This is a genomic window from Pseudomonas sp. D1-1 (assembly GCF_051132225.1).
Classification (GTDB): Bacteria; Pseudomonadota; Gammaproteobacteria; order Pseudomonadales; family Pseudomonadaceae; genus Aquipseudomonas.
In genome coordinates this window covers 5752670-5775851 of sequence record NZ_CP071676.1, presented here as the reverse complement: position 1 = coordinate 5775851, position 23182 = coordinate 5752670, and the positions used below count along the sequence as shown (strand labels likewise).

Here is a 23182-nt window from a genome sequence, read left to right as displayed (position 1 = left end):
GCAGCCGGGGGCTCAGGTCCATTGTTCCGTCGGCGAAAAGAAGTAATCAGCAAGGAGGCAAGATGCCGCTGTGTTTGACTATCACTAGTTATCACAAGATTACCCCTGGACAGTGTTCTGAAAAGACCCTGAACCAAGGGGTGATGGCAATTGGCCGTAATTCCGATAATGACTGGGTATTGCCCGACCCGGAGCGCCTGGTTTCTGGGCAACATTGCGTTATCCAATACAAGGACGGGCGCTATTATCTGACCGATAACAGCACCAATGGCGTGGAGTTGGTCAAGGCCGGCATTCGCCTGCGCAAAGGCAACAGCGAGCCGCTGCAGGATGGCGAAGTCATTCGCATCGGTGATTACGAGATCCAGGCGCGCGTGGATTTCAGCCTGCCGGTCACCGACAGCAATCCGTTCGCCGAAGCGCCCAGCAGCTTCGAAGCCTTGATGGGGCGCCAGGGTGCCGCCGTGAATACGCCGGCGCCGATACCCGTGGCCACGCCTGCGCATTTCCAGGGTGTGTCGTCCATGGACACGCTGCCGGACCTGTTCGACTTCCTTGCTCCGAGCAGCGTCCCCCCAGCCACCCAGCCCGATCACGTTCCGGCCGAGCAACATGATTTCCGCCCGCCCACGCCGATTCCGCGCCCGAGTCCGCCGCCAGTGGTCCAACCGCTGCCAATGACGCCTGCTCCGGTTATCCCGGATGATTGGGACCTGTTCAGCGACACGCCTGCGCCGGTTGCGCCGATTCCCGTCGCGCCGCTGCCGGAGCCGGTTTCCGTGCCGCCATTGCCGGTGATCGAGCCCGTTCCCGCGCCGCCGATCCCGCAAGTCGTTGCGCCGATCGAGCCCGCGCCACCGCGCGAAGCGCCGGTCAGCCGCGTCGAGCCGACGGCTACCCCAACCGACACCTCTGGCCCCGACCTGCTGCAAGCGTTCCTGCGCGGCGCCGGGCTGGATCAGTTGCGCCTGGACAAAGTCCAGGCTGAGGCGCAGATGGAAAGCATCGGGCGCAGCTATCGATTGATGGTCGAGGGCCTGATCGATGTGCTGCGCGCCCGCAGCAGCCTCAAGGGTGAGTTCCGCATCCAGCAGACAATGATCCAACCGGTGGAAAACAACCCGCTCAAATTTGCCCCGAACGTCGACGAAGCCCTGCTGTTGCTGTTGCGCCACGGCAACCAGGCCTTCATGGCGCCGGACGTGGCGGTGCGCGACAGCTTTGACGATTTACGCGCGCATCAACTGGCGGTGATGGCCGGTGTGGAAGCGGCCATCAAGCATCTGCTGGCGCGTTTCGAGCCGGCCCAGCTGGAAGAGCGCATGGGCAAGCCCGGCGGGTTGTCGGGGATTTTCAGCGGGTCGCGCCAGGCCCAGTACTGGCAGCAATTCACCGAGCTCTACAGCAACATTTCCCGGGAGGCCCAGGAAGACTTCCAGGACCTGTTCGGTCGGGAGTTCAGCCGCGCCTACGAAGAACACAGCACGCGACAGCGACGTCGTTGAGCGGCACCGGGCCAGACAACACTTTTCAAGCACACAACGGATAGCTCAAACGTCATTGAGGACGCAGGATGATTCCCAGGTTTTTACTCGCAGTCGCCACAGCACTTCTGCTGACGGCGTGCGCCAAGGATGCGGCCGCTCCCCAGCCCGAAGAGGCTGAAGCCGACACCGCCGCCGTCGAGTTGCACTTCCACGCCATCGCCGGGCTCAACCCCGGCGCCAGCGGCCAGCCGGCGCCGGTACGGGTGCGCATTTTCGAGTTGAAGAACGCCGCCACCTTCGCCCGCGCCGACTACTTCGCCCTGGCCGAACGGGCGCAGGCGACATTGGGGGCTGACCTGATCGACCAGGACGAAGTGCTGATCCAGCCGGACCAGCAACTGAGCCTGCAACGCGATCTCGACCCGGCCACCCGGCATATCGGAATCCTGGTGGGCTATCGCGAGCTGGACCAGTCGCTGTGGCGCACGGTGATGAATGTCCCGGCGCGCCAATACACCGAATACCAGATCAGCCTCGATGTGCGTGCCGTGCGCAGCGCCGTCGTCGTCCCCCCATCCAGCCCTGCCCAATAAGCAATCGGAGCCCCCATGTCCTGGAACAATCGCGTGGTCTGGTCGGAAGGCATGTTCATTGGAACGCAGCACTTCCAGCAGCATGACCGTTACCTGGAAAACCTCATCGATTCCCGCAGCCGTCCACTGTCGGCAGGCGCCTGGGGTTTTTCCGAATTGCTGACCGATCAGGGCCTGCTGGCCCAGGGCAAGCTGGCGATCATCTCGGCCAAGGGCCTGCTGCCCGACGGCACGCCGTTCAATATTCCCCAGGACGACGTTGCGCCGACGCCGCTGAACATTGACGACAACCTGCGTGACGGCCTGGTGTACCTGGCCCTGCCGCTCAAGCGCGCCGGCGCCCGCGACACCGTGGACGAAGGTGAGCCCTTGGGCGCTGCGCGCTACGTGAGCCAGGTCTGCGAAGTGCGTGATGACAATGCGCCGTTCGAAAACCGCGCACCGGTGGCCGTGGGTTCCCGGGCGCTGCGTTTGCTGACCGCCCAGGATGGCATCGGCGATTACGCCGCGATTGGCGTGGTGCGCATCAAGGAAAAACGCGCCGATCGCGCCCTGGTGCTGGATGAAAATTACATCCCGCCGCTGCTGGACGTAGCGGCTTCGAAGTCACTGGCAGCGTTCCGCAGTGAGCTGCTGGGCCTGCTGCACCAGCGCGGCGAAGCCCTGGCCGGGCGGGTCGTGGCCTCCGGCGCGGGTGGGGCCTCGGAGATTGCCGATTTCATGCTGCTGCAACTGGTCAACCGCGCGCAGCCGTTGATCCAGCACCTGAGTCAGCTGAGTCCGCTGCATCCCGAGCGTTTCTACAGCGAGCTGGTGAGCCTGGCCGGGGAGTTCTCGACCTTTACCGCATCCGGCCGCCGCCCGCAGGAATATCCGCAGTACCAGCACGATGACCTGGTGCTGAGTTTCACGCCGGTGATGCAAGCCTTGCGCGAGGCCCTGTCGATGCTCATCGACAGCAAGGCCACGCCGATTCCGATTGTCGAGAAAGCCTACGGCATCCATGTGGCGATGCTGGCCGACAAGACCCTGCTCGACAGCGCCAGTTTCATTCTCGTGGTGCGCGCCGACGTTCCCGCCGAAACCCTGCGCGGCCGCTTCGGCCAGCAGAGCAAAGTCGGCTCGGTGGAGCACATTCGCGACCTGGTCAACCTGCAACTGCCGGGCATTGGCCTGCTGCCGTTGCCGGTGGCGCCACGCCAACTTCCGTACCACGCCGGATCCACCTATTACGAGCTGGACCGGGGCAGCGATCACTGGCAACAGTTGAGCAACTCCGGCGGCTTTGCGTTCCACATCGCCGGCCAGTTCCCGGGGCTGAACCTGGCTTTCTGGGCGATCCGAGGATAAACCGCGATGAGCAACGACGATCGTACCCAGTTCATGCCGACCCCCGGTGGCCGTGGCGCGGACCCTTTCCGCCCGGACCCGGGGCGTCCGCAACCGGCACCCGCGACGGCGCCGCTGTCGATGCCGGCCGCGCCGCTGTTGACCGGCAAAGCCCAGGGCCTCAACCCGCTGGAGAGCGCCGCCGGCCCGCTGCTGGCCCTGCTGACGCGCTTGCGCAGCACCATCGCCCACCCGGCTCCGGCCAGCTTGCGCGCCCAATTGCTGGCCTACCTGCGCCAGTTCGAAGAGCGCGCCGAAGCCGCCGGCGTGGTGCGCAACGACGTCTTGCTGGCCCGCTACGCCTTGTGCACCGCGCTGGATGAGGCGGTGCTGAGCACGCCTTGGGGCGGCACCAGCGACTGGGGCAAGCAGAGCCTGTTGATCACTGTGCACAACGAAGCCTGGGGCGGCGAGAAAGTCTTCCAGCTGCTGGAGCACTGCCTGCAAAGCCCGCGCGAGCGTCTGTACCTGCTGGAGCTTTTGTACCTGTGCATGTGCCTGGGTTTCGAAGGGCGCTACCGGGTCATGAACGACGGCCGCAGCCAACTGGAAGCGCTGCGCGAACGCACCGCAGCGGTCATCCGCAGCGCCCGTGGCGACTACGAACGCGAGCTGTCGCCGCACTGGCGTGGGGTCACCGTGGCCCGCGATCGCCTGGCGCAGTTCATGCCGCCATGGATCGCCGTGGCCATTGGCATTGCCCTGTTGCTGGCGTTGCTGTTCGGCCTGCGCATGAAGCTGGCCGCCGATGCCGAGCCAGTGTTCAAGAACATTCATTTCCTCGGCGAAATTCCGGTGCAGACCATCGACCGTCCGGTGGTCCAGCCGAAAGTGATCGAACGTCCGCGCCTGGCCGGGTTCCTCGCCGATGAAATCAGGGCCGGCCGGATTGCTGTGGAAGATGCCGTCGACCGCTCGGTAGTGACCATCCGTGGCGATGAACTGTTCGCCTCCGGCAGCGCCAGCATCAAGGATGATTTCCAGCCGCTGATGCTGCGCATCGCCGATGCCGTGCGCAAGGTCAAGGGCCAGGTGCTGGTGACCGGCCACAGCGACAATCGCCCGATCGCGACCTTGCGGTTTCCGTCCAACTGGGCCTTGTCCGAAGCCCGGGCCAGGTCGGTGCTGGACATTCTTTCGGCCAAGACCGGCCAGCCCGAGCGCTTCAGCGCCGAAGGCCGCAGCGACACCGAGCCGTTGGCGTCCAACGCCACGACCGAGGGGCGGGCGCGCAATCGTCGGGTTGAAATCACAGTATTGGCGGAGGGGGTCGAGTGAAGGCGTTTTTCAGTTTCATGACCCGTTGGGTCATCCCGTTGCTGGGGCTGATCGCCCTGAGCCTGATCATCTGGTTCGTCGGCCCGCTGCTCGATTGGCTGGTGCCTGAAGGGCGCCGTTGGGCGCTGATCATCCTGGTGTTTGCGGTATGGATCGCCTATCGCCTGTTCCGCATCATCCAGGCCCGCCGGCAGGCCGCCGAGGTCATGCGCAGCCTGGCCGCGCAGACTCCGCCGGACCCGACCAGCATCGCCACCGCCGAAGAGCTCGAAACCTTGCGCCAGCGCATGGACGAGGCCCTGGCCCTGCTCAAGAAAGCCAAGCTGGGCGGTGACGAGCGCCGTAACCTCTACGAGTTGCCGTGGTACGTGATCATCGGCCCACCGGGCTCGGGCAAGACCACCGCACTGGTCAACTCAGGGCTGCATTTCCCGCTGGCGGCGCAATTGGGCGCCGGCGCGGTGCGCGGTGTCGGTGGCACGCGCAACTGCGACTGGTGGTTTACCGACGAGGCGGTGTTGCTCGACACCGCCGGTCGCTACACCACCCAGGACAGCGATGCGACCGTCGATAAGGCCGCGTGGCTGGGCTTCCTCGGCCTGCTGAAAAAACAGCGGGCGCGACGCCCGATCGATGGCGCGTTTATCGCCATCAGCCTTTCGGACCTGCTGTTGGGCAGCGACGCCGAACGTGCCGCCCACGCGGCGGCAATCCGCCTGCGGATCCAGGAGTTGTACACGCAGCTGGGCGTGCGTTTCCCGGTGTACCTGATGCTCACCAAGCTCGACCTGGTGCCGGGGTTCATGGAGTACTTCGACAACCTGAGCAAGGAAGAGCGCGCCCAGGTCTGGGGCATGACTTTCACCCTGGACGATGGCAAGAGCAACGACAGCCCGCTGGCGCACCTGCAGAGTGAATTCGCCCTGCTCGAGCAGCGCCTCAACGACCGCCTCGTCGAGCGCCTGCAACAGGAGCGCGACCCGGCGCGACGCGACCTGATCTACGGCTTCCCGCAGCAGTTCGGTGCACTGAAGGATTGCCTGCAAAGTTTCCTCGACGGCGTGTTCAAACCCAATGCGTTCGAAGAGCGTGTGTTGCTGCGTGGCGTGTATTTCACCAGCGGCACCCAGGAAGGCAGCCCGATCGATCGCCTGATCGGCTCCATGGCCCAAAGCATGAACCTGGACCGCCAGCACCTGGCGCGCCAGACCGGTACCGGGCGCAGTTACTTCATCGAAAAACTCTTCAGCGCCGTGGCCTTCGCCGAGCGCGGGCTGGTGGGGGTGGACCCGAAAGTCGAGCGCCGGCGCAAGTGGATCGCTCGTGGCGTGCTGGCGTCTACCGTGCTGGTGGTGCTGGTGGTCGGCACGTTGTGGTGGGTCAGCTACCGCGCCAACCAGGCCTACATCGCCCAGGTCGACCAGAAGGTCGCGCCGCTGGGCCAGACCGTGCAGAACCTCAGCCCGGCCCAGCGCGACGTACTCGCGGTATTGCCGCTGCTCAACGCCGTGAAGCATCTGGCCGACGATGCTCCGGACTGGGCCGAAGGCCTGGGCCTGTATCAGGGCGACATGCTCGAAGCCGAGTCCGGTAGCGTCTATCGCAAACTGCTGATCGCGGTGTTTGCGCCGCGCCTGCTGACGCGCATCGAAGAGCAACTGCACGGCGGCGGCAACTCGGACTTCCTTTACGAGGGGCTGAAGGCCTACCTGATGCTCGCCGACAACGAGCATTACGACGCCGATTTCATCAAGGCCTGGATTGCGCTCGATTGGGACCGCAGCCTGCCGCGCGACCTGCCGGCCGAACAGCGTCAGGCTTTGACCGGGCACTTGCAGGCGCTGCTCGAGCGGCGTCCGCCGACCGCGCGCCTGGACCCACGCCTGATCGAGGACCTGCGCCGCCAGCTGCAACAACTGCCGGTGGCCCAGCGCGTCTACGACCGCATCAAACGGCAGAAGCTGCCCGACGGCATCCCCGACTTCCGCATCAACGAAGCCGCCGGGCGTGACGCCGCGCTGGTGTTCAGCCGCAAGAGCGGCAAGCCGTTGGGCGAGCCGCTGAGCGGCTTCTTCACGGTCAAGGGTTACCGTCAGGGCTTCTTGCTCTCCAGCCTGAGCCAGACCGGCACCCTGGCTGAAGAGCAATGGGTGCTGGGCTTTGAGCAGGCCGATCAGCAGAACGTCGCCAGCCTCGCCGCCGATGTGCGGCGCCTGTACTTCCAGGATTACCAGCGCCAGTGGGACGCATTGCTGGCCGACATCGACTTCGTGCCGATCACCAGCGTGGCCCAGGCCGCCGATGTGCTGCGGGTGCTTTCCGGCCCGACTTCGCCGCTGAAAAAGCTGCTGGTGGCGGTGGCAAAGGAAACCGACCTGCAACAGGACGAACGCCTGCTCGCCGCCCAAGGCGTACCGGCGGGCGACGGCGTGGACAAGCTCAAGGAGCGCCTCGGCAGCCTGCTCGGCCAGGAGCAGGCAACGCCAAACGCGCCGCAAACCAGCGATGACCCGATCACCGCGCACTTCGCCGAGCTCAACAGCATCGTCAGCAAGAGCGAAGGCGAACCGGCGGCCATCGACGGCCTGCTGTCCGACATGAACGCCCTGTATGTGCAGGTCAGCGCCATGGTCGGCGCCAGTGGCGACGCCTTGCTCGGCGAAGCGAAGAACCAGGCGTCGGCCGCCGCCACCCGCGTCAGCCTCAACGCCGAACGCCAGCCGCCGCTGGTGCAGGGTCTGGTCAAGTCGGTGGTCAACTCCACCACCAACACCATGATGGGCGGCGTGCGCAATCAGTTGAATGCTGCCTGGACCAGCGAAGTGGTGAATATCTATCGCCAATCCCTGGCCGGGCGTTATCCGATGTCCCCGGGCAGCGCGCGGGACGCGACCCTCGATGACTTCGGCCAGTTCTTCGGCGTCGGCGGGGTGATGGACAACTACTTCCGCAAGTACCTGCAACCCTACGTCGATACCTCGGCCCCGACCTGGCGTTGGCAGCCGGGCGCAGCGCAGAAGCTCGGCATCGCTCCGGGTGTGCTGCAAACCTTCCAGCGCGCGGCGACCATTCGCGATGCGTTCTTCCGTTCCGGCGGCACGCAGCCGATGGTGCGCTTCGAACTCAAGCCGGTGGCGATGGATTCGACCATCACCCAATTCCTGCTCGACCTCGACGGCCAGCAGTTGAGCTACGACCACGGCCCGAGCCGGCCGACCGCCATGCAATGGCCGAACCCGGGCAGCATCGGTGTGGTGCGCATCTCGATCATGCCGCCGTCGTCCAGCGGTCGTTCCGGCATCACCTTGGATGGGCCATGGGCCTGGTTCCGCTTGCTGGAGCAGTCGGACCTGACCGCCGGCAACTCGCCGGATCGCTTCAACCTGCGGCTGCGGGTCGATGGCGCCAGCGCCTCCTACGAGTTGCGGGCCAACAGCGCCTTCAACCCGTTCAAGAGCCGGGTACTCAGTGGCTTCAGCCTGCCGGAGCGGTTATGAGTACAGCGGGGTTCTATGGAAAGTTGGCCAGCCGTGGGGACTTCGTCAGCCGTGGCTTGCCGCAGAGTTTTATCGGCCCGTGGGACTCGTGGCTGGCGGCGGGTTTGCTCGCCAGCCAGGCCAGCCTCGGCGAGCGTTGGCTGGATGCCTATCTGGTCAGCCCGCTGTGGCGCTTCATGGTCGCGCCCGGCGTGTGCGGGCCGGACGCTGCGGTTGGCGTGGTGATGCCAAGCATTGACCGGGTCGGGCGGTATTTCCCGCTGACCGTTGCAGCGTTGCTCGACCCGGATGCCGACCCTGCCTCGGTGGTCGGCGGCGCGGACGACTGGTTCGAGCGGGTCGAGAACCTGCTGTTGAGCACACTGAACGTGGAGGCCAGTTTCGAAGCTTTCAACGCGGAGCTGGAAACCCTGGCTGGCCCGATGTACCTGCCGCGCACCCCGAGCAGTCGCTTCGCCAGCCTGCATCGCTTCGATGCCACCGATTCGCAGCGGCGAATGAGCGCCCTCGCCGAGTCGGCTTGCGAAGGCGTCAGCCTGTGGTGGGGCCAGGGTTCGGAGCGCATCGCGCCCGGTTTGATGCGGTGCCAGGGACTGCCGGCCGCCGCTGATTTTGCGCAATTTTTGCTCGGCCAAGAAGGTGTTGTGTAGATGCGTCCAAGTGCTGGAAAAGCCTTCAAGTCTGCAAGCAAAAGCCATGTCGGCATGGTCCGCCAGGTCAACGAGGACGCCTGCCTGGACCTGCCGGAAAACGGTTTGTGGGTAGTCGCCGACGGCATGGGCGGGCACGCGGCGGGCGACTACGTCAGCAGCCTGATTGTCGACAGCCTGCGTAGCATTGCGGTGGGCCGCTCGCTGGACGAATACATCGCGGCGCTGCAAAGCGACCTGCTGCGGGTCAACGCCGCCGTGCGCGAAGAAACCGCCAACCGTGGCGTGACCATGATGGGCAGCACCGTGGTGGTGCTGGCCACGCGCGACCTGCGCGGCATGTGCCTGTGGGCCGGTGACAGCCGCTTGTACCGCTTGCGCGACGGCGTGCTGGAAGGCATCTCGCGCGACCACAGCTATGTCCAGGATCTGCAGGACAGCGGCTTGCTCAGCGAGGCCGAAGCCCGCGTGCATCCGCGGGCCAACATCGTCACCCGCGCCATCGGCGTCGAGGCGCAATTGAACCTGGCGATGACCGAGCTGCTGCTGGTGCCCGGCGACAGCTACCTGCTGTGCAGCGACGGCCTGACCAAGACCGTCGAGGACGAAGAAATCCGAGAAGTATTGAGCCACGACGAGCCCGGCGAAATCGCCAGCAGCCTGGTGTCCCTGGGTCTGATGCGCGGCGCGCCGGACAACATCACCGTGGTCGTTGTGAAGGTGCCGTCATGAGCTTGCCCCTGAATATTGTCATCCCCGGCTACGACATCGATGGCGAGATCGGCGAAGGCGCGATGGCCAGCGTGTACCTGGCGACCCAGCGTTCGCTTGAGCGCAAGGTCGCGTTGAAAGTCATGGCCGCGGCGCTGGCGGCCGACCCGACTTTCTGCGAGCGTTTCTTGCGCGAGGGCAAGACCCTGGCGCGCCTGTCGCACCCGCACACCGTCACCATCCATGACATCGGCAATGTCGGTGAGCTGTACTACATGGCGATGGAATACCTGCCCAACGGCACGCTCAAGGAACGCATCGCCGCGGGCCTGACGCCGGAGCAGGGCCTGACCTACATCCGCCAGATCGCTTCGGCCCTGGGGTACGCCCACGGCCTGGGCCTGGTGCACCGTGACGTCAAGCCGGCCAACATCCTGTTTCGCGCCGATGGCACGGCGGTGCTGTCGGACTTCGGTATCGCCAAGTCCCTGGACGACCGCACCCAATTCACCCAAGCCGGTTTCGCGGTTGGCACACCGAGCTACATGAGCCCTGAGCAAGCCCGTGGGCAAGACATCGACGGCCGCGCCGACCTGTACGCCCTGGGCGTGGTGCTCTACGAGATCCTCGTCGGCAAGCTGCCGTATATCGGCAACGACGCGCTGTCCACGGCCCTGGCCCACCTGACCGAACCGCTGCCGGAGTTGCCGGTGCACCACGGTCGTTACCAGGAAGTGCTGCGCAAACTGCTGGCAAAGGATCCGGCGGAGCGTTTCCCGGATGCGACTGCGTTGCTGCGCGCGTTGGATAACTTGCCAGAGGAATCGTCGGAAGCGACGCTGATCCGGCCGTTGTCGTTTGAACTGCCTGCCGCGCCGCCTCCGGTGGATGACTTGGCCGGCCTGACGCCCGTGTCCATCGACATTCCCAGTGGCCCGGCTTACGCACAACCGCAGCCCAGGCCGATCCCGCCGCCGGTAAAACCGACGCCTCAGTCGACGGTGTCGGAGCAGCGCAAGCGGCCGGTGTTCGCCCTGGCCGCCGTTGCGGTCGCCGTGGCGCTGGCCTTGGGCGGCGCAGGTTATTGGTGGTTGGCCGGTGACAATGGCAAAAAAGTGAAGACGCCAGTGACTACGACCACCTCGGTCAAGCCACCGGAAGTGAAGCCACCGAAGGCCCCGGAAGTGCCAGCGGTCAAGCCCCCCATCGCCCCTCCGACTCAGCCCCCCGTGGCGACCGAGGCCGATGGCGGCCAGCGACCATTGCTGATGGCCGGCAAGAAAACCCTATTTCAGCGTGTGCTCAGCAAGCCGGGGGCGAAACTCGCCGACGCGCCGGGCGCCGCACCGGGCAAGTCGCTGCCGGCGTTCTCGGTGTTGTATGTGTATCAGCGCAAAGACGTGGAGGGCAGCGCCTGGGTGCGGGTCGGCGCGGCCACCGACGGGCGCAGCGACGGCTGGTTGCCCGCCGCCCAGGTCAGCGACTGGAAACAGAGCCTGGTGCTCAAGTTCACCGAACGCTCCGGCCGTGCGCCGGTAATGTTCCTGCGCCAGCCCGGCGAAGTGGAAAAGCTCCTGGCGAACCCTTCGGCCGCGAAAAATGCGTTGCTCAAGGCCCAGCAAAGCCCTCAGGACAACCAGCAAGTGCTGGCCCTGGAACCGGCCGCCAGCGCCGTACCGCAAAACCAGTTCTACCTGTTGCCGATCTTCGATTCGCGTGAAAGCTTCGACGACAACGGCCAGCCGGTGCAGTTGCTGAACGTTGCCTCCATTGACCCCGGCAACGCGCAAAAGGTCGCGACCAACACGCCGATCACCTCCGCCAATGCCGACGCGTTCCGTACCGCCGTGGTGCTGGTGGTGGACACCACCGTGTCCATGCAGCCCTATATCGATCAGGTCCGCGACGTGGTGCATCAGTTGCAGACCCGCATCGGCGAACGTGGCGAGTTGGACAGCGTCAGCTTCGGCATGGTCGGTTTCCGCAGCAGCATCAAGAAGACCCCGGGCCTGGAGTACACCGCCAAGACTCTGATCACGCTGGAGCAGGGCCGCGACCCGCAACGCTTCCTGGAGATGGCGCGGCAGGTCAAGGCGTCTACCGTGTCGAGCCATTCGTTCAACGAGGATGCGTTTGCCGGGGTCATGGAAGCCGTGGAAGGCGTGGACTGGTCCGGTTACGGCGGGCGCCTGATCCTGCTGGTGACCGATGCCGGTGCCCTGCGCAAGAACGACCCGTTTGCCGCGACGCAGATGAACGAGGCCGAAGTGCGCCAGGCCGCGTTGGGCAAGCAGATCAAGATCTACGCCTTGCACCTGCTCAGCGACGCCGGCAAGAAAACCCACGCCGGCGCCCAGACCCAGTACCGCACCCTGACGGCCGACGCCAATCCACAGATCGGCGACCTGTACATCCCGGTGCCGGGCGCCGACGTGCGCAAGTTCGGCGAGCGGGTCGACGAGATCGGTTCGGTGTTCGCCGATCTCGTGCACCAGGTGCGCAGCAACAAGCCGCAAAGCGTGCCGCTGCTCAGCGCCGCGCCAAGCCTGGCGGACAAATCGGCGGCGGTCGGTTACGCCATGCACATGGATTTCCTCGGCCGCAAAACCGCTAGCCAGGCGCCGCAACTGGTCAGCGCCTGGACCGCCGACCGCGACCTGACCAACCCGGCGCTGCCGGCGTTCCAGGTCTGCGTGATGCTGACCAAGCTGCAGCTCAACGACCTGCAGCAATCGCTGAAGCTGATCGTCGATGCGGCTCGCAAGACCCAAAGTTCGCCCAAGGATTTCTTCCAGGAAATCGCCAGTGCCAGCGCCTACATGAGCCGCGACCCGTCGGCCCTGCGCAAGGGCGGCAATCTCGCCACCGGCGGCATCCTCGGCGAGTACCTGGAAGGGCTGCCGTACCGCAGCAAATCGTTGAACATGACCCAGGACCTGTGGCTGTCCTTGAGCGTGGCCGAGCAGGAAGATTTCATCGACGAGCTGGAGTCGAAGATCCGTCTCTACGAAACCTTCCACAACGATCTCGCCAACTGGGTGCGTTTCGGCGATGCCGAGCCGGGCGATGCCTTGTACCGCGTTCCGTTGTCGACGCTGCCGTGATGCTGAACCTGAACGCCGTGCACAAAAGCCGGGGCTCCGGCAGCCAGCGCTACAGCCTGGTGATTCCACGGCTGCAACTGCGTGGCGGTGAACAGCTGGCGGTGGTCGGCCCCAGCGGCTGCGGCAAGAGCACCCTGCTGGACTTGCTCGCTCTGGTGCTGGCGCCGGATCAGGCCGGGCAATTCGATTTCACGCCCGCCAATACACCGCTGGACATCGCCAAACTGTGGCGTGCGTCGCAACAGGACACCTTGGCCGAGCTGCGCAGCCGTCACCTGGGCTATGTTCTGCAAACCGGAGGCCTGCTGGGCTTCCTGGACGTGCGCGGCAACATCGCGTTGTCGCGCAAATTGCTGGGCTTGAAGGATGACGGCAGCGTGACGCGCCTGGCTGGACAACTGGACATCGCCGATCAACTGGACAAGAAACCGACGGACCTGTCCGTGGGTCAGCGCCAGCGGGTCAGTTGCGCCCGCGCTTTGGCCCATGGCCCGCGCCTGCTATTGGCCGATGAGCCGACCGCCGCGCTGGACCCGTTGAACGCCGAGCGCGTCATGCAGTTGCTGGTGACCCAGGCCCGGGAGCAGGGGGTGTGCTGCGTCGTTGCCACCCATGACGAGGCGCTGGCCCGCGCCAGCGGCTTGCAGGTGCGGCGCATCAGCTGCCGTCGCGACACGGACGGCGGCGTCACCGCCACCCTTGGGGAGGCTTGCTGATGCGCGGCGCGCTGGTGGCTTCCCTGGCCTGGCAGGATTATCGCAACGACGCCTGGCTGTCGGCCTGTTCGGTGCTGGCGCTGGTCGCCGTGGTGGCGCCGTTGCTGGTGTTGTTCGGCCTGAAGTTCGGTCTGGTCAGCAGTCTGACCGAGCGCCTGGAACGTGACCCCGCGACCCGGGAAATCATCCCCCTCGGCGGTGGCCGTTTCAGCGCCGGATTCGTTGAACAACTGGGGCAGCGCAGCGACGTCGCCTTCGCCTTGCCGCGCACTCGGCAGATCGCAGCCACGGCGGACCTGAGCAATGAGGCTTCGGCGGTCACGGTCGAAATGATTCCCACGGCGCTGGGCGATCCGCTGTTCGACCAACTGCCGGTGCCGCAAGGCCTGGAGCAAGTGGTGCTCAGCCAGACCGCCGCGGAAAAACTCGGCGCCAGGTCTGGCGATTGGTTGCAGGCCAGTTTCGGCCGGCAGGTGGCTGGTCGCAGCGAGGCGCAGCGCACACGGGTGCAGGTGTTGCAGGTGCTGCCGTTGGAAGCCTTCGCCCGGGACGGTCTGTTCGCGCCACTGGCATTGCTCGAGGCGGCCGAGGATTACCGTGACGGCCGCGCCGTGCCCGCGTTCGGCTGGCCTGGCGATGCGCTGGGCGACGCTGGGCAGCGGGTTTATCCGGCGTTTCGTTTGTATGCCCGCAGCCTCGGCGATGTCGAGCCGCTGCGTCAGTACTTCGCCGGACAGAACCTGCTGGTGTCGACCCAGGCCCAGACCATCGCACAAGTGCAATCGTTGAGCCGCAACCTGTCGATCGTGTTCTGGATCATCGCCGGATTGGCGCTGGCCGGTGCATTCGCGGCGATTTTTGCCGGTGCCCTGGCGGCCGTCGAGCGCAAGCGCCGGGAGCTGTCGGTGTTGCGCCTGCTGGGTGTGTCCACGGCGGCGCTGTTGTTGTTCGTGGTCTTGCAGGCGCTCTACAGTGCCATGTTTGCGGCCCTGCTGAGTGTTGGCCTGTATGGCCTGGCGCAGTCGGGCCTGAATCATTTATTTGCGCAGATGCCCGGCGAATACGCCAGCCATCTGCTGGTGCGCCATTACACCTTGGCCCTGGTGGCCGTGCTCGGCGTCAGTGCCGTCGCGGCGGCCTGTGGCGGTTGGCGGGTGGCGCGCATCCAGGCGTGTGAAGGAATTCGCGATGTATAAATTATTGGGCGCCGCCGTGGCGCTGAGCCTGGCCGGTCTGGTCTGGGCTGATGAAGGCACGGATAAACTGGACAACCCCAAGCCATTGCCCGACGACGTCAGCCTGCCGCTGCCGTGCGAGGGGCAGATGGTGTTCCGCTACGTCTACATCCTCGCCCAGGGCACCCTGGACGACCGCGAGATCAGCCTCGGCTACCCGTTCAGCGAAGGCGAGGCGGGCTATCAACAGTCGTTCATTTCCGGCTACCGGCGCGACTTCATCAACGGCCAGTTCACCCTGAAGGATTTGCCCAAGGACTGGAACAAGACCATCACGCCGTTGATGCCCAAGACTGACGCCAAGACGCCGCTCAAGCCGATGCTGTACTTCATCGGCAAATACGAAGTGACCGCCCGCCAGTACGCCCAGGTCATGGCGCAGGCGCAATCGCTGGCCAGCGGCGAGCCGGCACCGGCCTGCGAGGCGCTGCTGGCCGAGTTGCCCCAGGGCATGGCCGGGCGCTTACCCAAGGTGAAGCTGTCGAAGTTCGAGGCCGAGCGCTTCTCGGCGGTGTACAGCGCCTGGCTGATGAAATACCACAAGGACCTGTTGCCGGTGAGCGGCCGCGGTACCTCCGCTGAAGACGGTGGGCTGGGCTTCGTGCGCCTGCCCACCGAGGTCGAATGGGAATTCGCCGCCCGTGGTGGACATGCCGTGAGCCGCCAGGACCTGGAAGGACGATTGTTTCCCCGACGCCTGGAAGGCAGCGAAAGCGACGGGCCGTTGGCCGATTGGGCGGTGTTCAACCAGGTCGCCGGCGGCACCGGCCAGGCGGCGCGACTGATGCCCATCGGCACCAAGCTGGCGAACCCGATCGGGTTGTTCGACGTGATGGGCAACGCCGCCGAGATGGTCCAGGAATCCTTCCAGCTTGTGCATGCCGGCCGCCGTCAGGGCGCCTATGGCGGTTTTGTGGTCAAGGGTGGCAACTACCTGGAAGGCGAGGGCACGTTGTTTACCGGCATGCGCCGCGAATACCCGTTGTTCGCCGCCGACGGCACCGAACAGAGCAACGAAACCACCGGCTTTCGCGTGGCGGTCGGGGCGCTGTCGGCGCCGCGCTCGCGCTACAAGGAATTGTTCGCCCAATGGCAGAAGGAAGGCCGGCTCGCGTCCCTCACCGATGCCATCGACGATGCCGAAGACCCGACCAAGCGCCTGGACAGCATTATCGCCGCCAGCGCCGACCCGCGACTGCAAGCCGAGCTGGGACTGGTCAATGAAGAGCTCAAGCGCAACGTCTCGCTCATCGCCCAGCAGCGCGAGGAAGCGGCGGGCAACCTGATCCAGTCTTCGGCCCTGGTGGCGGAGACCATCAACAACTACAACATTCGCCTGACCAACCTGCAAAACAGCCGGCAGGCGGCCCTGGACGCCAAGGACGAGGCCAGTGCCACGCTGTTCGCCACGGCCATCGACAACGGCCGCAGCGCGCTGGATGGCGCGGTGGCGATCTACATCGACAACCTGGCAACCGGCACGCGCTACACCGATGCCGTGATCCAGGCGCAGTTCCAGCGCATCAAGGAAGAGCTGGAGCGCAAACCGGTACTGGGCAAGAGCCTGGTGGCGCGTGCAACGTTATTCGTTCGTCATGTCGGGGATTATCGTCAGCAGAAACGAGCCGACCCGGCGGCGATATTGAAGGAATTGCTCGCATCGAGCGCTCAGCGGTCTTGAGTGTTCGTTGTCAGCGAGCTTGGAAGGGACTCAGGCGGCGATAGGGCTGTGCTGAGCTGGTCAAAACTTAAACGAGAACACAACTATGCTTTTCTCCCGTAAACCTTTTGCTTCGGTTTCCAAGCGTCATTTGCTGATGGTCGCTGTTGGCTTCAGCACCGTACTGACCGGCTGCGCCACGTCGCCGACGTCCAAGGTCGCTTCGAGCACCAAGGTCGAGTACTACCCGAACTGCTACGAGCCGGTGCAGCACCTGCGCTCTACTGAAGGCAACATGACCAAGTCCGTGGTCACCGGCGCAGCCGTCGGCGCCGTCGGCGGTGCCTTGCTGGGCGCGCTGACCGCTGACAAGGAAGACCGTGGCCGCAACGCCGCCATCGGTGCCGCGGGCGGCGCCCTGGCCGGTGGCGCAGCCGGTTACTACACCGAGCGCCAGAAGCAGATCGCCGATGACAACATGCGCATCGCCTCCTACGCCGCCGATGTCAGCAAAAGTGCTTCGGACATCGACCGCAGCACCGCGTACGCCAAGGCTTCGCAACAGTGCTACCAGAACGCGTTCAGCAAACTGGTCGCCGACCGCAAGGCCAAGACCGTCAACGACACCGAAGGCCGCAAGCGCCTGGCGGAAATCGTTGCCGGCCTGAAAGAGTCCAACGACCTGATCGTCACCGTGAACGGCAAAGCCGCCGAAGACCTGAACAACTACACCCAGGCCTATGAAAAAGACCTGCAGCAAGTGGGTGTGCAGCGTACTGACGTGGTGACCGTGGCCACTGCTGATACCACGCAAGTTGTGGCGGCACAGACCAGCACCAAGAATAAAAAGAAAGTGACGCCGGCGAAGAAGAAAGAGCTGCCAACCGTGCCGAAAGAAGCGGTCGCCACCGAGAAGACCCTGCAGACCGCCAAGGCCAAGCAGGATGAAGGCAAGCAGGTCGCCAGCGCCGGCACCACCCAGGTCAACAGCATGTGCAAAAACCCGGACCTGGGCGATTGGGCACCGGTGCCTTGCCCGAATGTCTGATTGATTGATGACGGTTGGTCACTCCCTCAGGGGGAGTGATCACCGCGTAAAACCCGTGGGAGCGAGCTTGCTCGCGATAGCGTCCGTTCAGTTGGCATTGATGTCGACTGAGGCATAGCTTTCGCGAGCAGGCTCGCTCCCACAGTTTTTTGTGTGTGGCTGAAGATCCGCATCAAACCCAATCCCCTGTGGGAGCGAGCCCGCTCGCGATAGCGTCCGTTCAGTTGGCATTGATGTCGACTGAGGCATAGCTTTCGCGAGCAGGCTCGCTCCCACAGTTTTTTTTGTGTGGCTGAAGGATCCGCAACAAACCCAGATCCCCTGTGGGAGCGAGCTTGCTCGCGATGGCGTCCGTTCAGTTGGCATTGATGTCGACTGAGGCATAGCTTTCGCGAGCAGGCTCGCTCCCACAGTTTTTTGTGTGTGGCTGAAGATCCGCATCAAACCCAATCCCCTGTGGGAGCGAGCCCGCTCGCGATAGCGTCTGTTCAGTCGGCATCAATGTAAAAACGTGACTTGGCAGTCATCATGCAGGATTCCAGGTCTATCTTCCGCAAACCGGATTCGATGATGGCGTTCTGGTGCGGAATCGCTAAACTGCGCCGGCCATTCATTTTCTCACGAGGCTGTGCCCATGAAATTTCGTTTGCTGCTGTGGATGCTCGGGTTGTTGATGGGCAAGGCCAGTCGTAACAATCCGGCGTTCCAGCAACAGTTGGCCGACCGGGAGTTGGTGTTCCAGTTGCAAACCCTGGACGGCAAGGTCGCCAGGCATTACACCGTGAAGAACCAGCGCATCACCAGCCACTCCGGTGCGTACCCGACACCGGCCTTCGCCATCGCCTTCAAGGATGCAGCCTATGGCTTCGCCACGATGCAGGCGAAGAACAAGCAGTTGGCATTCATGACCGGGATCCAGGACAAGTCGATCCAGATCAAAGGCAACCCGGCGCTGGTGATCTGGTTTCAGGGGCTGATGAAGTATTTGAAGCCGAGGAAACCGAAGAAGGTTTAGCCGAGCGGATCATGGTAGCAAGGGGATGGCTGTGGCGAGGGGATTTATCCCCGCTGGACTGCGCAGCAGGCCCCAAAGGGCTAAGTGCGGTGAGCCTGCTTAACCGAGGAGGCAGGTTTTAGGGTTGCTTCGCAGCCCAGCGGGGATAAATCCCCTCGCCACAAAAGCTCTGCTGGCTGTCTCAGTAATCAATGGCTGAACTGCGAAGCCAGCTCCCGCAGCAACACTTCGGCTTCGAGCACTTTGCTGACCACGTCGTTGGCCTTTTCCCGGGTCAGCCCCACGCGTTCGAGCAGCGAGTCCGGGATGTCCTCGTCCGGGCCCGAGCCGATGCTGCGCGAGCGCAGCAGGCGAACGGCCAGGCACACCAGGTTCGGGTAGGCGGCGTATTCACCGTCGTAGTGAGGGTCGTGCTGGAAGCGCAGGGCGGTGGCCAGTTCGTCGGGCATGTCCCAGTAGCGCATCAGCCAGGCGCCAATCTGCTCGCGACTGATGCCCAGCAAGTGCTGTTCCACGTAGCTGTGGCACAGGTGCGGGTTGACCTCCAGATGCCGGCAGATCAGCGAGAAATGCGGCGGGAACACGTGGGCAAGCAGCAGATAGCCGAAGTTGTGCAGCAGCCCCGACAGGTAGGTCAGGCCGCCTTCGGGGCGCTGGGCGCGCGGCATGGCGCGGGTCAGGCCTTCGATGACGGCGGCGGTGTAGATCGACTGCTGCCAATAAGGCGTGGTGTGTTGCGGGTGGTCCTTGGGCAGGCTCAGGGTCTTGCCCAGGGCCAGGCCCAGCGCCAGGTTGATCACCAGGTCGAAGCCCAGCACCCGGACAATCGCGTCTTCCACCGAACGAATCTTGCCCGGCGAGGCGTAGTACGGCGACGCGGCCCAGCTCACCACTTGCGCGGCCAGGGCCGGGTCGGTTTCCACCACGCCGGTGATGTCATCGATGGTCGCGTCGGGATCGACCCGCAACTTGATGATCTTCTGCGCGGTTTCGGCCAGCGGCGGAATCTCGATGGTTTCTTCCAGGCGTTGCTGGATACGCCGCGCGGTGAAGGCCTGCACGGCCATGGTGATTTCCTTGCGGTCGTCGTCCGGGCGGTCCAGGTTTGGCGTGATATTGCTCAAAGGCTCGCCGAACGTCGCGGCGCTGGCCTTGGTGAGCATGGTCTTGAAGGCTTCGCTGGTGACTTCCAGCAGCAGCCCCGGCTCGCCGGAATTGATCAACAGTTTCGGCTCGCGCAGCAGGCCTTCTTCATACAGGCACGGCGAGCTGGTCAGCGCTGGCAGGCCGGGCAGCAGGCTCAGGTTGTGCTTGCCGAGCATGCGTTCCAGGCGCTCGGTCGGCACAGCCGTGAGTTTACGACCGGTGAGCTCGGCCAGCCGGTTGAGGTCCAGCAACTGGTTTTGCGGAAACAGGACCATGAGCGCGCCGACAGCGTCGTGCAACAGCACGGCCTGCACTTTACGAGCGGGGTTCAAGCCCGGTCGCTCGATGACTTCGTCAAAGGCGATGCCCAATTTCTCGAGCAACTGCCGAATAACAGACGGAGCGTGCGGGGTTTCGGGGACGAGGGCAGCTTCGGTCATGGTCTGTATCCGTTTTCCTACAAGTTGGTCAGTATAACCAGCTTGTCGGGCAGGCGCGTCCAGAAAACTGAGCGCGTGCTCACACTTGGCCGTATTGCTGCCCGTGGCGCAACCAGCGATCCAACAGCGGGCTGACGTGGTCCGGCCAGCGCTCCAGCAACGCCTGGGCGGCGTCGCGGACCGCAGGGAGCAGGTCGGCGTCGCGCATCAGGTCGGCTACCTTGAATTGAAGCAGACCGGTCTGGCGCGTGCCGAGCATTTCACCCGGGCCGCGCAGTTCGAGGTCTTTTTCGGCGATGACGAAACCGTCATTGGTTTCACGCATGATGCCCAGCCGCTGGCGGCCGATCTGTGACAGCGGCGGGTGGTACAGCAACACGCAATGGCTGGCCGCGCTGCCCCGGCCGACCCGGCCACGCAACTGGTGCAACTGCGCCAGGCCCAGGCGCTCGGGGTTCTCGATGATCATCAGGCTGGCGTTGGGCACGTCGACGCCGACCTCGATCACCGTGGTGGCAACCAGCAATTGCAAGGCGCCGGCCTTGAATTCGGCCATGACCGCGGCTTTCTCGGCAGGCTTCATGCGACCGTGGATCAGCCCGACCTTCAGTTCGCCAAGGGCGGCGGTGAGGTCCTCGAAGGTGGTTTCAGCCGCCTGGCAGGTCAGCTCTTCCGATTCCTCGATCAAGGTGCACACCCAATAGGCTTGCCGGCCTTCGGCGCAGGCGCTGCGCACGCGCTCGATCACTTCGACCCGCCGGGTGTCGGTGACCAGCACGGTGTTGACCGGCGTGCGGCCGGGCGGCAGTTCGTCGAGGATCGAGGTGTCGAGGTCGGCGTAGGCGCTCATCGCCAGGGTCCGCGGAATTGGTGTGGCGGTCATGATCAACTGGTGCGGGCACATTCGGCCACCGACACCTTTCTGCCGCAGGGCCAGGCGCTGCTGGACGCCGAAGCGGTGTTGTTCGTCGATGATGACCAAGGCCAGGTTCTTGAACTGCACTTCGTTCTGGAACAGCGCGTGCGTGCCGACCACCATCGGCGCGCCCTCGGCGATCTGCGCCAGGGCGGCGACGCGGTTCTTGCCCTTGAGCTTGCCGGCCAGCCAGGCGACTTCGATGCCCAGCGGTTCGAGCCAGCGCTGGAAAGTGATGAAGTGCTGTTCGGCGAGAATCTCGGTCGGCGCCATCAACGCCACCTGATAACCCGCCTCCAGCGCTTGCAGCGCGGCGAGAGCGGCGACCACGGTCTTGCCGGCGCCGACGTCGCCCTGGATCAACCGCAGCATCGGCTCGGGCTGGCTCAGGTCGTAGGCAATTTCATTGCCGACCCGTTGCTGGGCGCCGGTGGGGGTGAAACCGAGATTGGCCAGGTAGCGGGCTGGCAGTTTTGTCGCCTTGGGCATGGCCGGGGCGCGCAGCGAGCGCAGGCTTTCGCGCAGGCGTTGCTGGGACAGTTGATGGGTCAGGAGCTCTTCGAACGCCAGGCGATGCTGGGCCCAGTGATGTCCAAGGGCGAGCTCTTCGACGTCGGCATCGGCGGGCGGGTGGTGCAGATAACGAATCGCGTCGGCCAACGGCGCCAATTGATAGTCCCGCGCCAGTTCCTTGGGCAGCCAGTCCGGCAGGCTGGTGGGGCCGAGCATCGTCAGGGTCTGCTGGCAGAGCTGGCGCAAGCGCTGCTGGGTCAGGCCTTCGGTGAGGGGGTAGACCGGCGTCAGGGTTTCAGCCACTGGCGGCGGTTCATCGCCGGTGATGGCGCGGTATTCCGGGTGGTAGATTTCCAGCCCGGACGCGCCGGGCCGCGCCTCGCCGTAGCAGCGCACGCGGGTGCCCCGCTTGAGGCCTTCCTTTTGCGCGTTGCTGAAATGGTAGAAGCGCAGGCTGAGCCCACCGGTGCCGTCCTGCAGGCGCACCACCAGGCTGCGCCGCCGGCCCATGACCACGTCGGCGCCGCTGACGGTGCCTTCGACCACCGCATCCTGCCCGGGTCGCAAATGGCCGATGGGCACCACGCGGGTGCGATCCTGGTAACGCAGCGGCAGGTGGAACAGCACGTCCTGGAGGGTTTCCAGGCCGACCTTGGCGAGTTTCTCGGCCATGGCTTCACCGACACCCTTGAGTGCCGTGACCGGCACTTTCGACAGCTCAGTCATGGCAGCGGCTTACTTGGCGGCGGGCGGCTTGGCCACGGAACACAGGCGGATCGAATCGGCGAGGATCTCGATGGCCTTGGGTCGCGGGAAGCTGGCGCGCCAGGCGATGGCAACGGTGCGGAACGGCACCGGCGCGGTCAATGGACGGACTTCGATCACGCCGGGTGAATAATGATGGCTGTCCACCGCCGACAGCGGCAGGATCGAAATGCCCAGGCCGGAGGCGACCATGTGGCGAATGGTTTCCAGGGAGCTGGATTCCACCGTGGTGTGCTTGGCGCCTTCGCTGCCCTTGGTCAGGGTCGGGCAGGCTTCGAGCACCTGGTCGCGGAAGCAGTGGCCTTCGCCGAGCAACAGCAGGCTCTTGTCATTGAGCAGGGCGGCGTCGATGGTTTTCTTCTGGGTCCACGGGTGTTGGGCCGGCATCAGGACGTAGAACGGCTCGTCGTAGAGCGGCAGGGTCAGGACATCGGCTTCGTTGAACGGCAGGGCGATGATGATCGCGTCCAGCTCACCGTTGCGCAGCTTGTCGCGCAGCACATGGGTGAAGTTTTCTTCGATGTACAACGGCATCTGCGGGGCGACCCGGTGCAGTTGCGGGATCAGGTGCGGGAACAGGTACGGGCCGACGGTGTAGATCGCGCCGACTTTCAGCGGGGCGGTCAGCTGGTTCTTGCCGGCCTGGGCCAGCTCGCGGATGCCCTGGGCCTGTTCCAGGACTTTTTGCGCCTGGGCGACGATGCCTTCACCGACCGGCGTCAGGCGCACCGCGCTTTTGCTGCGCTCGAAAATAAGCACACCGAGTTCGTCTTCAAGCTTTTTCACGCCCACCGACAGCGTCGGCTGGCTGACATGGCAACGCTCGGCCGCATGGCCGAAGTGCTGCTCTTGGGCGAGGGTCACGATGTAGCGTAATTCTGTGAGGGTCATGGCGAGCGTCCGTGAAGTTGCGAGCCAAGCATACCGGCTGCAATCGATAGACGCACGTTATCAGACTGGAGGCGCGGTGCGACACTGGCGAATGCCTGTGTGGTCGTTGCCGGATATGAAAAAGGCAT

General features: G+C 64.7%; 16 protein-coding genes. 13 read left to right on the top strand and 3 right to left on the bottom strand.

Translation table 11 applies throughout. From position 1 onward, the window contains the following. Positions 1–62: 62 nt before the first annotated feature. The 13 genes from tagH to J3P86_RS26100 all read left to right on the top strand — a co-directional run bounded on the left by tagH (position 63) and on the right by J3P86_RS26100 (position 18383). Positions 63–1505, top strand: a complete 1443-nt coding sequence (tagH, locus tag J3P86_RS26160) for a type VI secretion system-associated FHA domain protein TagH (RefSeq protein ID WP_434627068.1) — start codon at positions 63–65, stop codon at positions 1503–1505. A 68-nt stretch (positions 1506–1573) separates the two neighbouring features. Next, positions 1574–2080 carry a type VI secretion system lipoprotein TssJ gene (tssJ, locus tag J3P86_RS26155; protein WP_434627070.1) on the top strand — a complete coding sequence of 169 codons (507 nt, stop codon included), beginning with the start codon at positions 1574–1576 and terminating at the stop codon, positions 2078–2080. Positions 2081–2095: 15 nt separating this feature from the next. Next, entirely contained in the window at positions 2096–3430 is a 1335-nt protein-coding gene (gene tssK, locus J3P86_RS26150; protein WP_434696413.1) for a type VI secretion system baseplate subunit TssK, read from the top strand. 6 nt (positions 3431–3436) lie between these two features. Further along, a complete protein-coding gene (locus J3P86_RS26145; protein ID WP_434627072.1) occupies positions 3437–4747 on the top strand; it encodes a DotU family type VI secretion system protein in 1311 nt (436 codons plus the stop codon). After that, a complete protein-coding gene (tssM, locus tag J3P86_RS26140; RefSeq protein WP_434699128.1) occupies positions 4744–8244 on the top strand; it encodes a type VI secretion system membrane subunit TssM in 3501 nt (1166 codons plus the stop codon). The genes J3P86_RS26145 and tssM overlap by 4 nt, the downstream gene beginning before the upstream one ends. Next, positions 8241–8894, top strand: coding sequence for a type VI secretion system-associated protein TagF (tagF, locus tag J3P86_RS26135; RefSeq protein WP_434699127.1), 654 nt, complete (start codon positions 8241–8243; stop codon positions 8892–8894). The genes tssM and tagF overlap by 4 nt, the downstream gene beginning before the upstream one ends. Continuing rightward, the gene (locus tag J3P86_RS26130) at positions 8895–9626 is read left to right on the top strand and encodes a PP2C family protein-serine/threonine phosphatase (protein WP_434570876.1); all 732 of its coding nucleotides are present in this window, start codon (positions 8895–8897) and stop codon (positions 9624–9626) included. Then, positions 9623–12709 carry a protein kinase domain-containing protein gene (locus J3P86_RS26125; RefSeq protein ID WP_434699126.1) on the top strand — a complete coding sequence of 1029 codons (3087 nt, stop codon included), beginning with the start codon at positions 9623–9625 and terminating at the stop codon, positions 12707–12709. The genes J3P86_RS26130 and J3P86_RS26125 overlap by 4 nt, the downstream gene beginning before the upstream one ends. Beyond that, positions 12709–13425 carry an ABC transporter ATP-binding protein gene (locus J3P86_RS26120; protein WP_434698073.1) on the top strand — a complete coding sequence of 239 codons (717 nt, stop codon included), beginning with the start codon at positions 12709–12711 and terminating at the stop codon, positions 13423–13425. The genes J3P86_RS26125 and J3P86_RS26120 overlap by 1 nt, the downstream gene beginning before the upstream one ends. Further along, a complete protein-coding gene (locus J3P86_RS26115) occupies positions 13425–14621 on the top strand; it encodes an ABC transporter permease (RefSeq protein ID WP_434699125.1) in 1197 nt (398 codons plus the stop codon). The genes J3P86_RS26120 and J3P86_RS26115 overlap by 1 nt, the downstream gene beginning before the upstream one ends. Then, complete coding sequence (locus tag J3P86_RS26110) at positions 14614–16341, top strand: formylglycine-generating enzyme family protein (RefSeq protein ID WP_434699124.1); 1728 nt, start codon at positions 14614–14616, stop codon at positions 16339–16341. Before J3P86_RS26115 ends, J3P86_RS26110 begins: the two co-directional genes overlap by 8 nt. A gap of 85 nt (positions 16342–16426) precedes the next feature. Then, positions 16427–17368 (top strand): type VI secretion system-associated lipoprotein TagQ, encoded by a 942-nt coding sequence (tagQ, locus tag J3P86_RS26105; RefSeq protein ID WP_434699123.1) that lies wholly within the window; start codon positions 16427–16429, stop codon positions 17366–17368. Between the two features lie 634 nt (positions 17369–18002). Then, positions 18003–18383 carry a helicase gene (locus J3P86_RS26100; protein ID WP_434699122.1) on the top strand — a complete coding sequence of 127 codons (381 nt, stop codon included), beginning with the start codon at positions 18003–18005 and terminating at the stop codon, positions 18381–18383. Positions 18384–18571: 188 nt separating this feature from the next. Here J3P86_RS26100 and J3P86_RS26095 read toward each other — a convergent pair whose 3' ends face one another. From J3P86_RS26095 to J3P86_RS26085, 3 genes are all read right to left on the bottom strand, one after another. Continuing rightward, positions 18572–19969 (bottom strand): HDOD domain-containing protein, encoded by a 1398-nt coding sequence (locus J3P86_RS26095; protein WP_434570889.1) that lies wholly within the window; start codon positions 19967–19969, stop codon positions 18572–18574. Positions 19970–20048: 79 nt separating this feature from the next. Further along, positions 20049–22124, bottom strand: coding sequence for an ATP-dependent DNA helicase RecG (gene recG / locus J3P86_RS26090; RefSeq protein WP_434602256.1), 2076 nt, complete (start codon positions 22122–22124; stop codon positions 20049–20051). 9 nt (positions 22125–22133) lie between these two features. Beyond that, a complete protein-coding gene (locus J3P86_RS26085) occupies positions 22134–23054 on the bottom strand; it encodes a hydrogen peroxide-inducible genes activator (protein WP_030142183.1) in 921 nt (306 codons plus the stop codon). Positions 23055–23182: the final 128 nt, after the last annotated feature.

Coding starts and splice junctions, on each gene's coding strand:
- J3P86_RS26145 (WP_434627072.1), top strand. CDS start 3,437: ATGAGCAACGACGATCGTACCCAGTTCATGCCGACCCCCGGTGGCCGT.
- recG (WP_434602256.1), bottom strand. CDS start 22,124: ATGACTGAGCTGTCGAAAGTGCCGGTCACGGCACTCAAGGGTGTCGGT.
- J3P86_RS26115 (WP_434699125.1), top strand. CDS start 13,425: ATGCGCGGCGCGCTGGTGGCTTCCCTGGCCTGGCAGGATTATCGCAAC.
- tagH (WP_434627068.1), top strand. CDS start 63: ATGCCGCTGTGTTTGACTATCACTAGTTATCACAAGATTACCCCTGGA.
- tagF (WP_434699127.1), top strand. CDS start 8,241: ATGAGTACAGCGGGGTTCTATGGAAAGTTGGCCAGCCGTGGGGACTTC.
- tssK (WP_434696413.1), top strand. CDS start 2,096: ATGTCCTGGAACAATCGCGTGGTCTGGTCGGAAGGCATGTTCATTGGA.
- J3P86_RS26110 (WP_434699124.1), top strand. CDS start 14,614: ATGTATAAATTATTGGGCGCCGCCGTGGCGCTGAGCCTGGCCGGTCTG.
- J3P86_RS26125 (WP_434699126.1), top strand. CDS start 9,623: ATGAGCTTGCCCCTGAATATTGTCATCCCCGGCTACGACATCGATGGC.
- J3P86_RS26100 (WP_434699122.1), top strand. CDS start 18,003: ATGAAATTTCGTTTGCTGCTGTGGATGCTCGGGTTGTTGATGGGCAAG.
- tagQ (WP_434699123.1), top strand. CDS start 16,427: ATGCTTTTCTCCCGTAAACCTTTTGCTTCGGTTTCCAAGCGTCATTTG.
- tssJ (WP_434627070.1), top strand. CDS start 1,574: ATGATTCCCAGGTTTTTACTCGCAGTCGCCACAGCACTTCTGCTGACG.
- J3P86_RS26095 (WP_434570889.1), bottom strand. CDS start 19,969: ATGACCGAAGCTGCCCTCGTCCCCGAAACCCCGCACGCTCCGTCTGTT.
- J3P86_RS26085 (WP_030142183.1), bottom strand. CDS start 23,054: ATGACCCTCACAGAATTACGCTACATCGTGACCCTCGCCCAAGAGCAG.
- J3P86_RS26120 (WP_434698073.1), top strand. CDS start 12,709: ATGCTGAACCTGAACGCCGTGCACAAAAGCCGGGGCTCCGGCAGCCAG.
- J3P86_RS26130 (WP_434570876.1), top strand. CDS start 8,895: ATGCGTCCAAGTGCTGGAAAAGCCTTCAAGTCTGCAAGCAAAAGCCAT.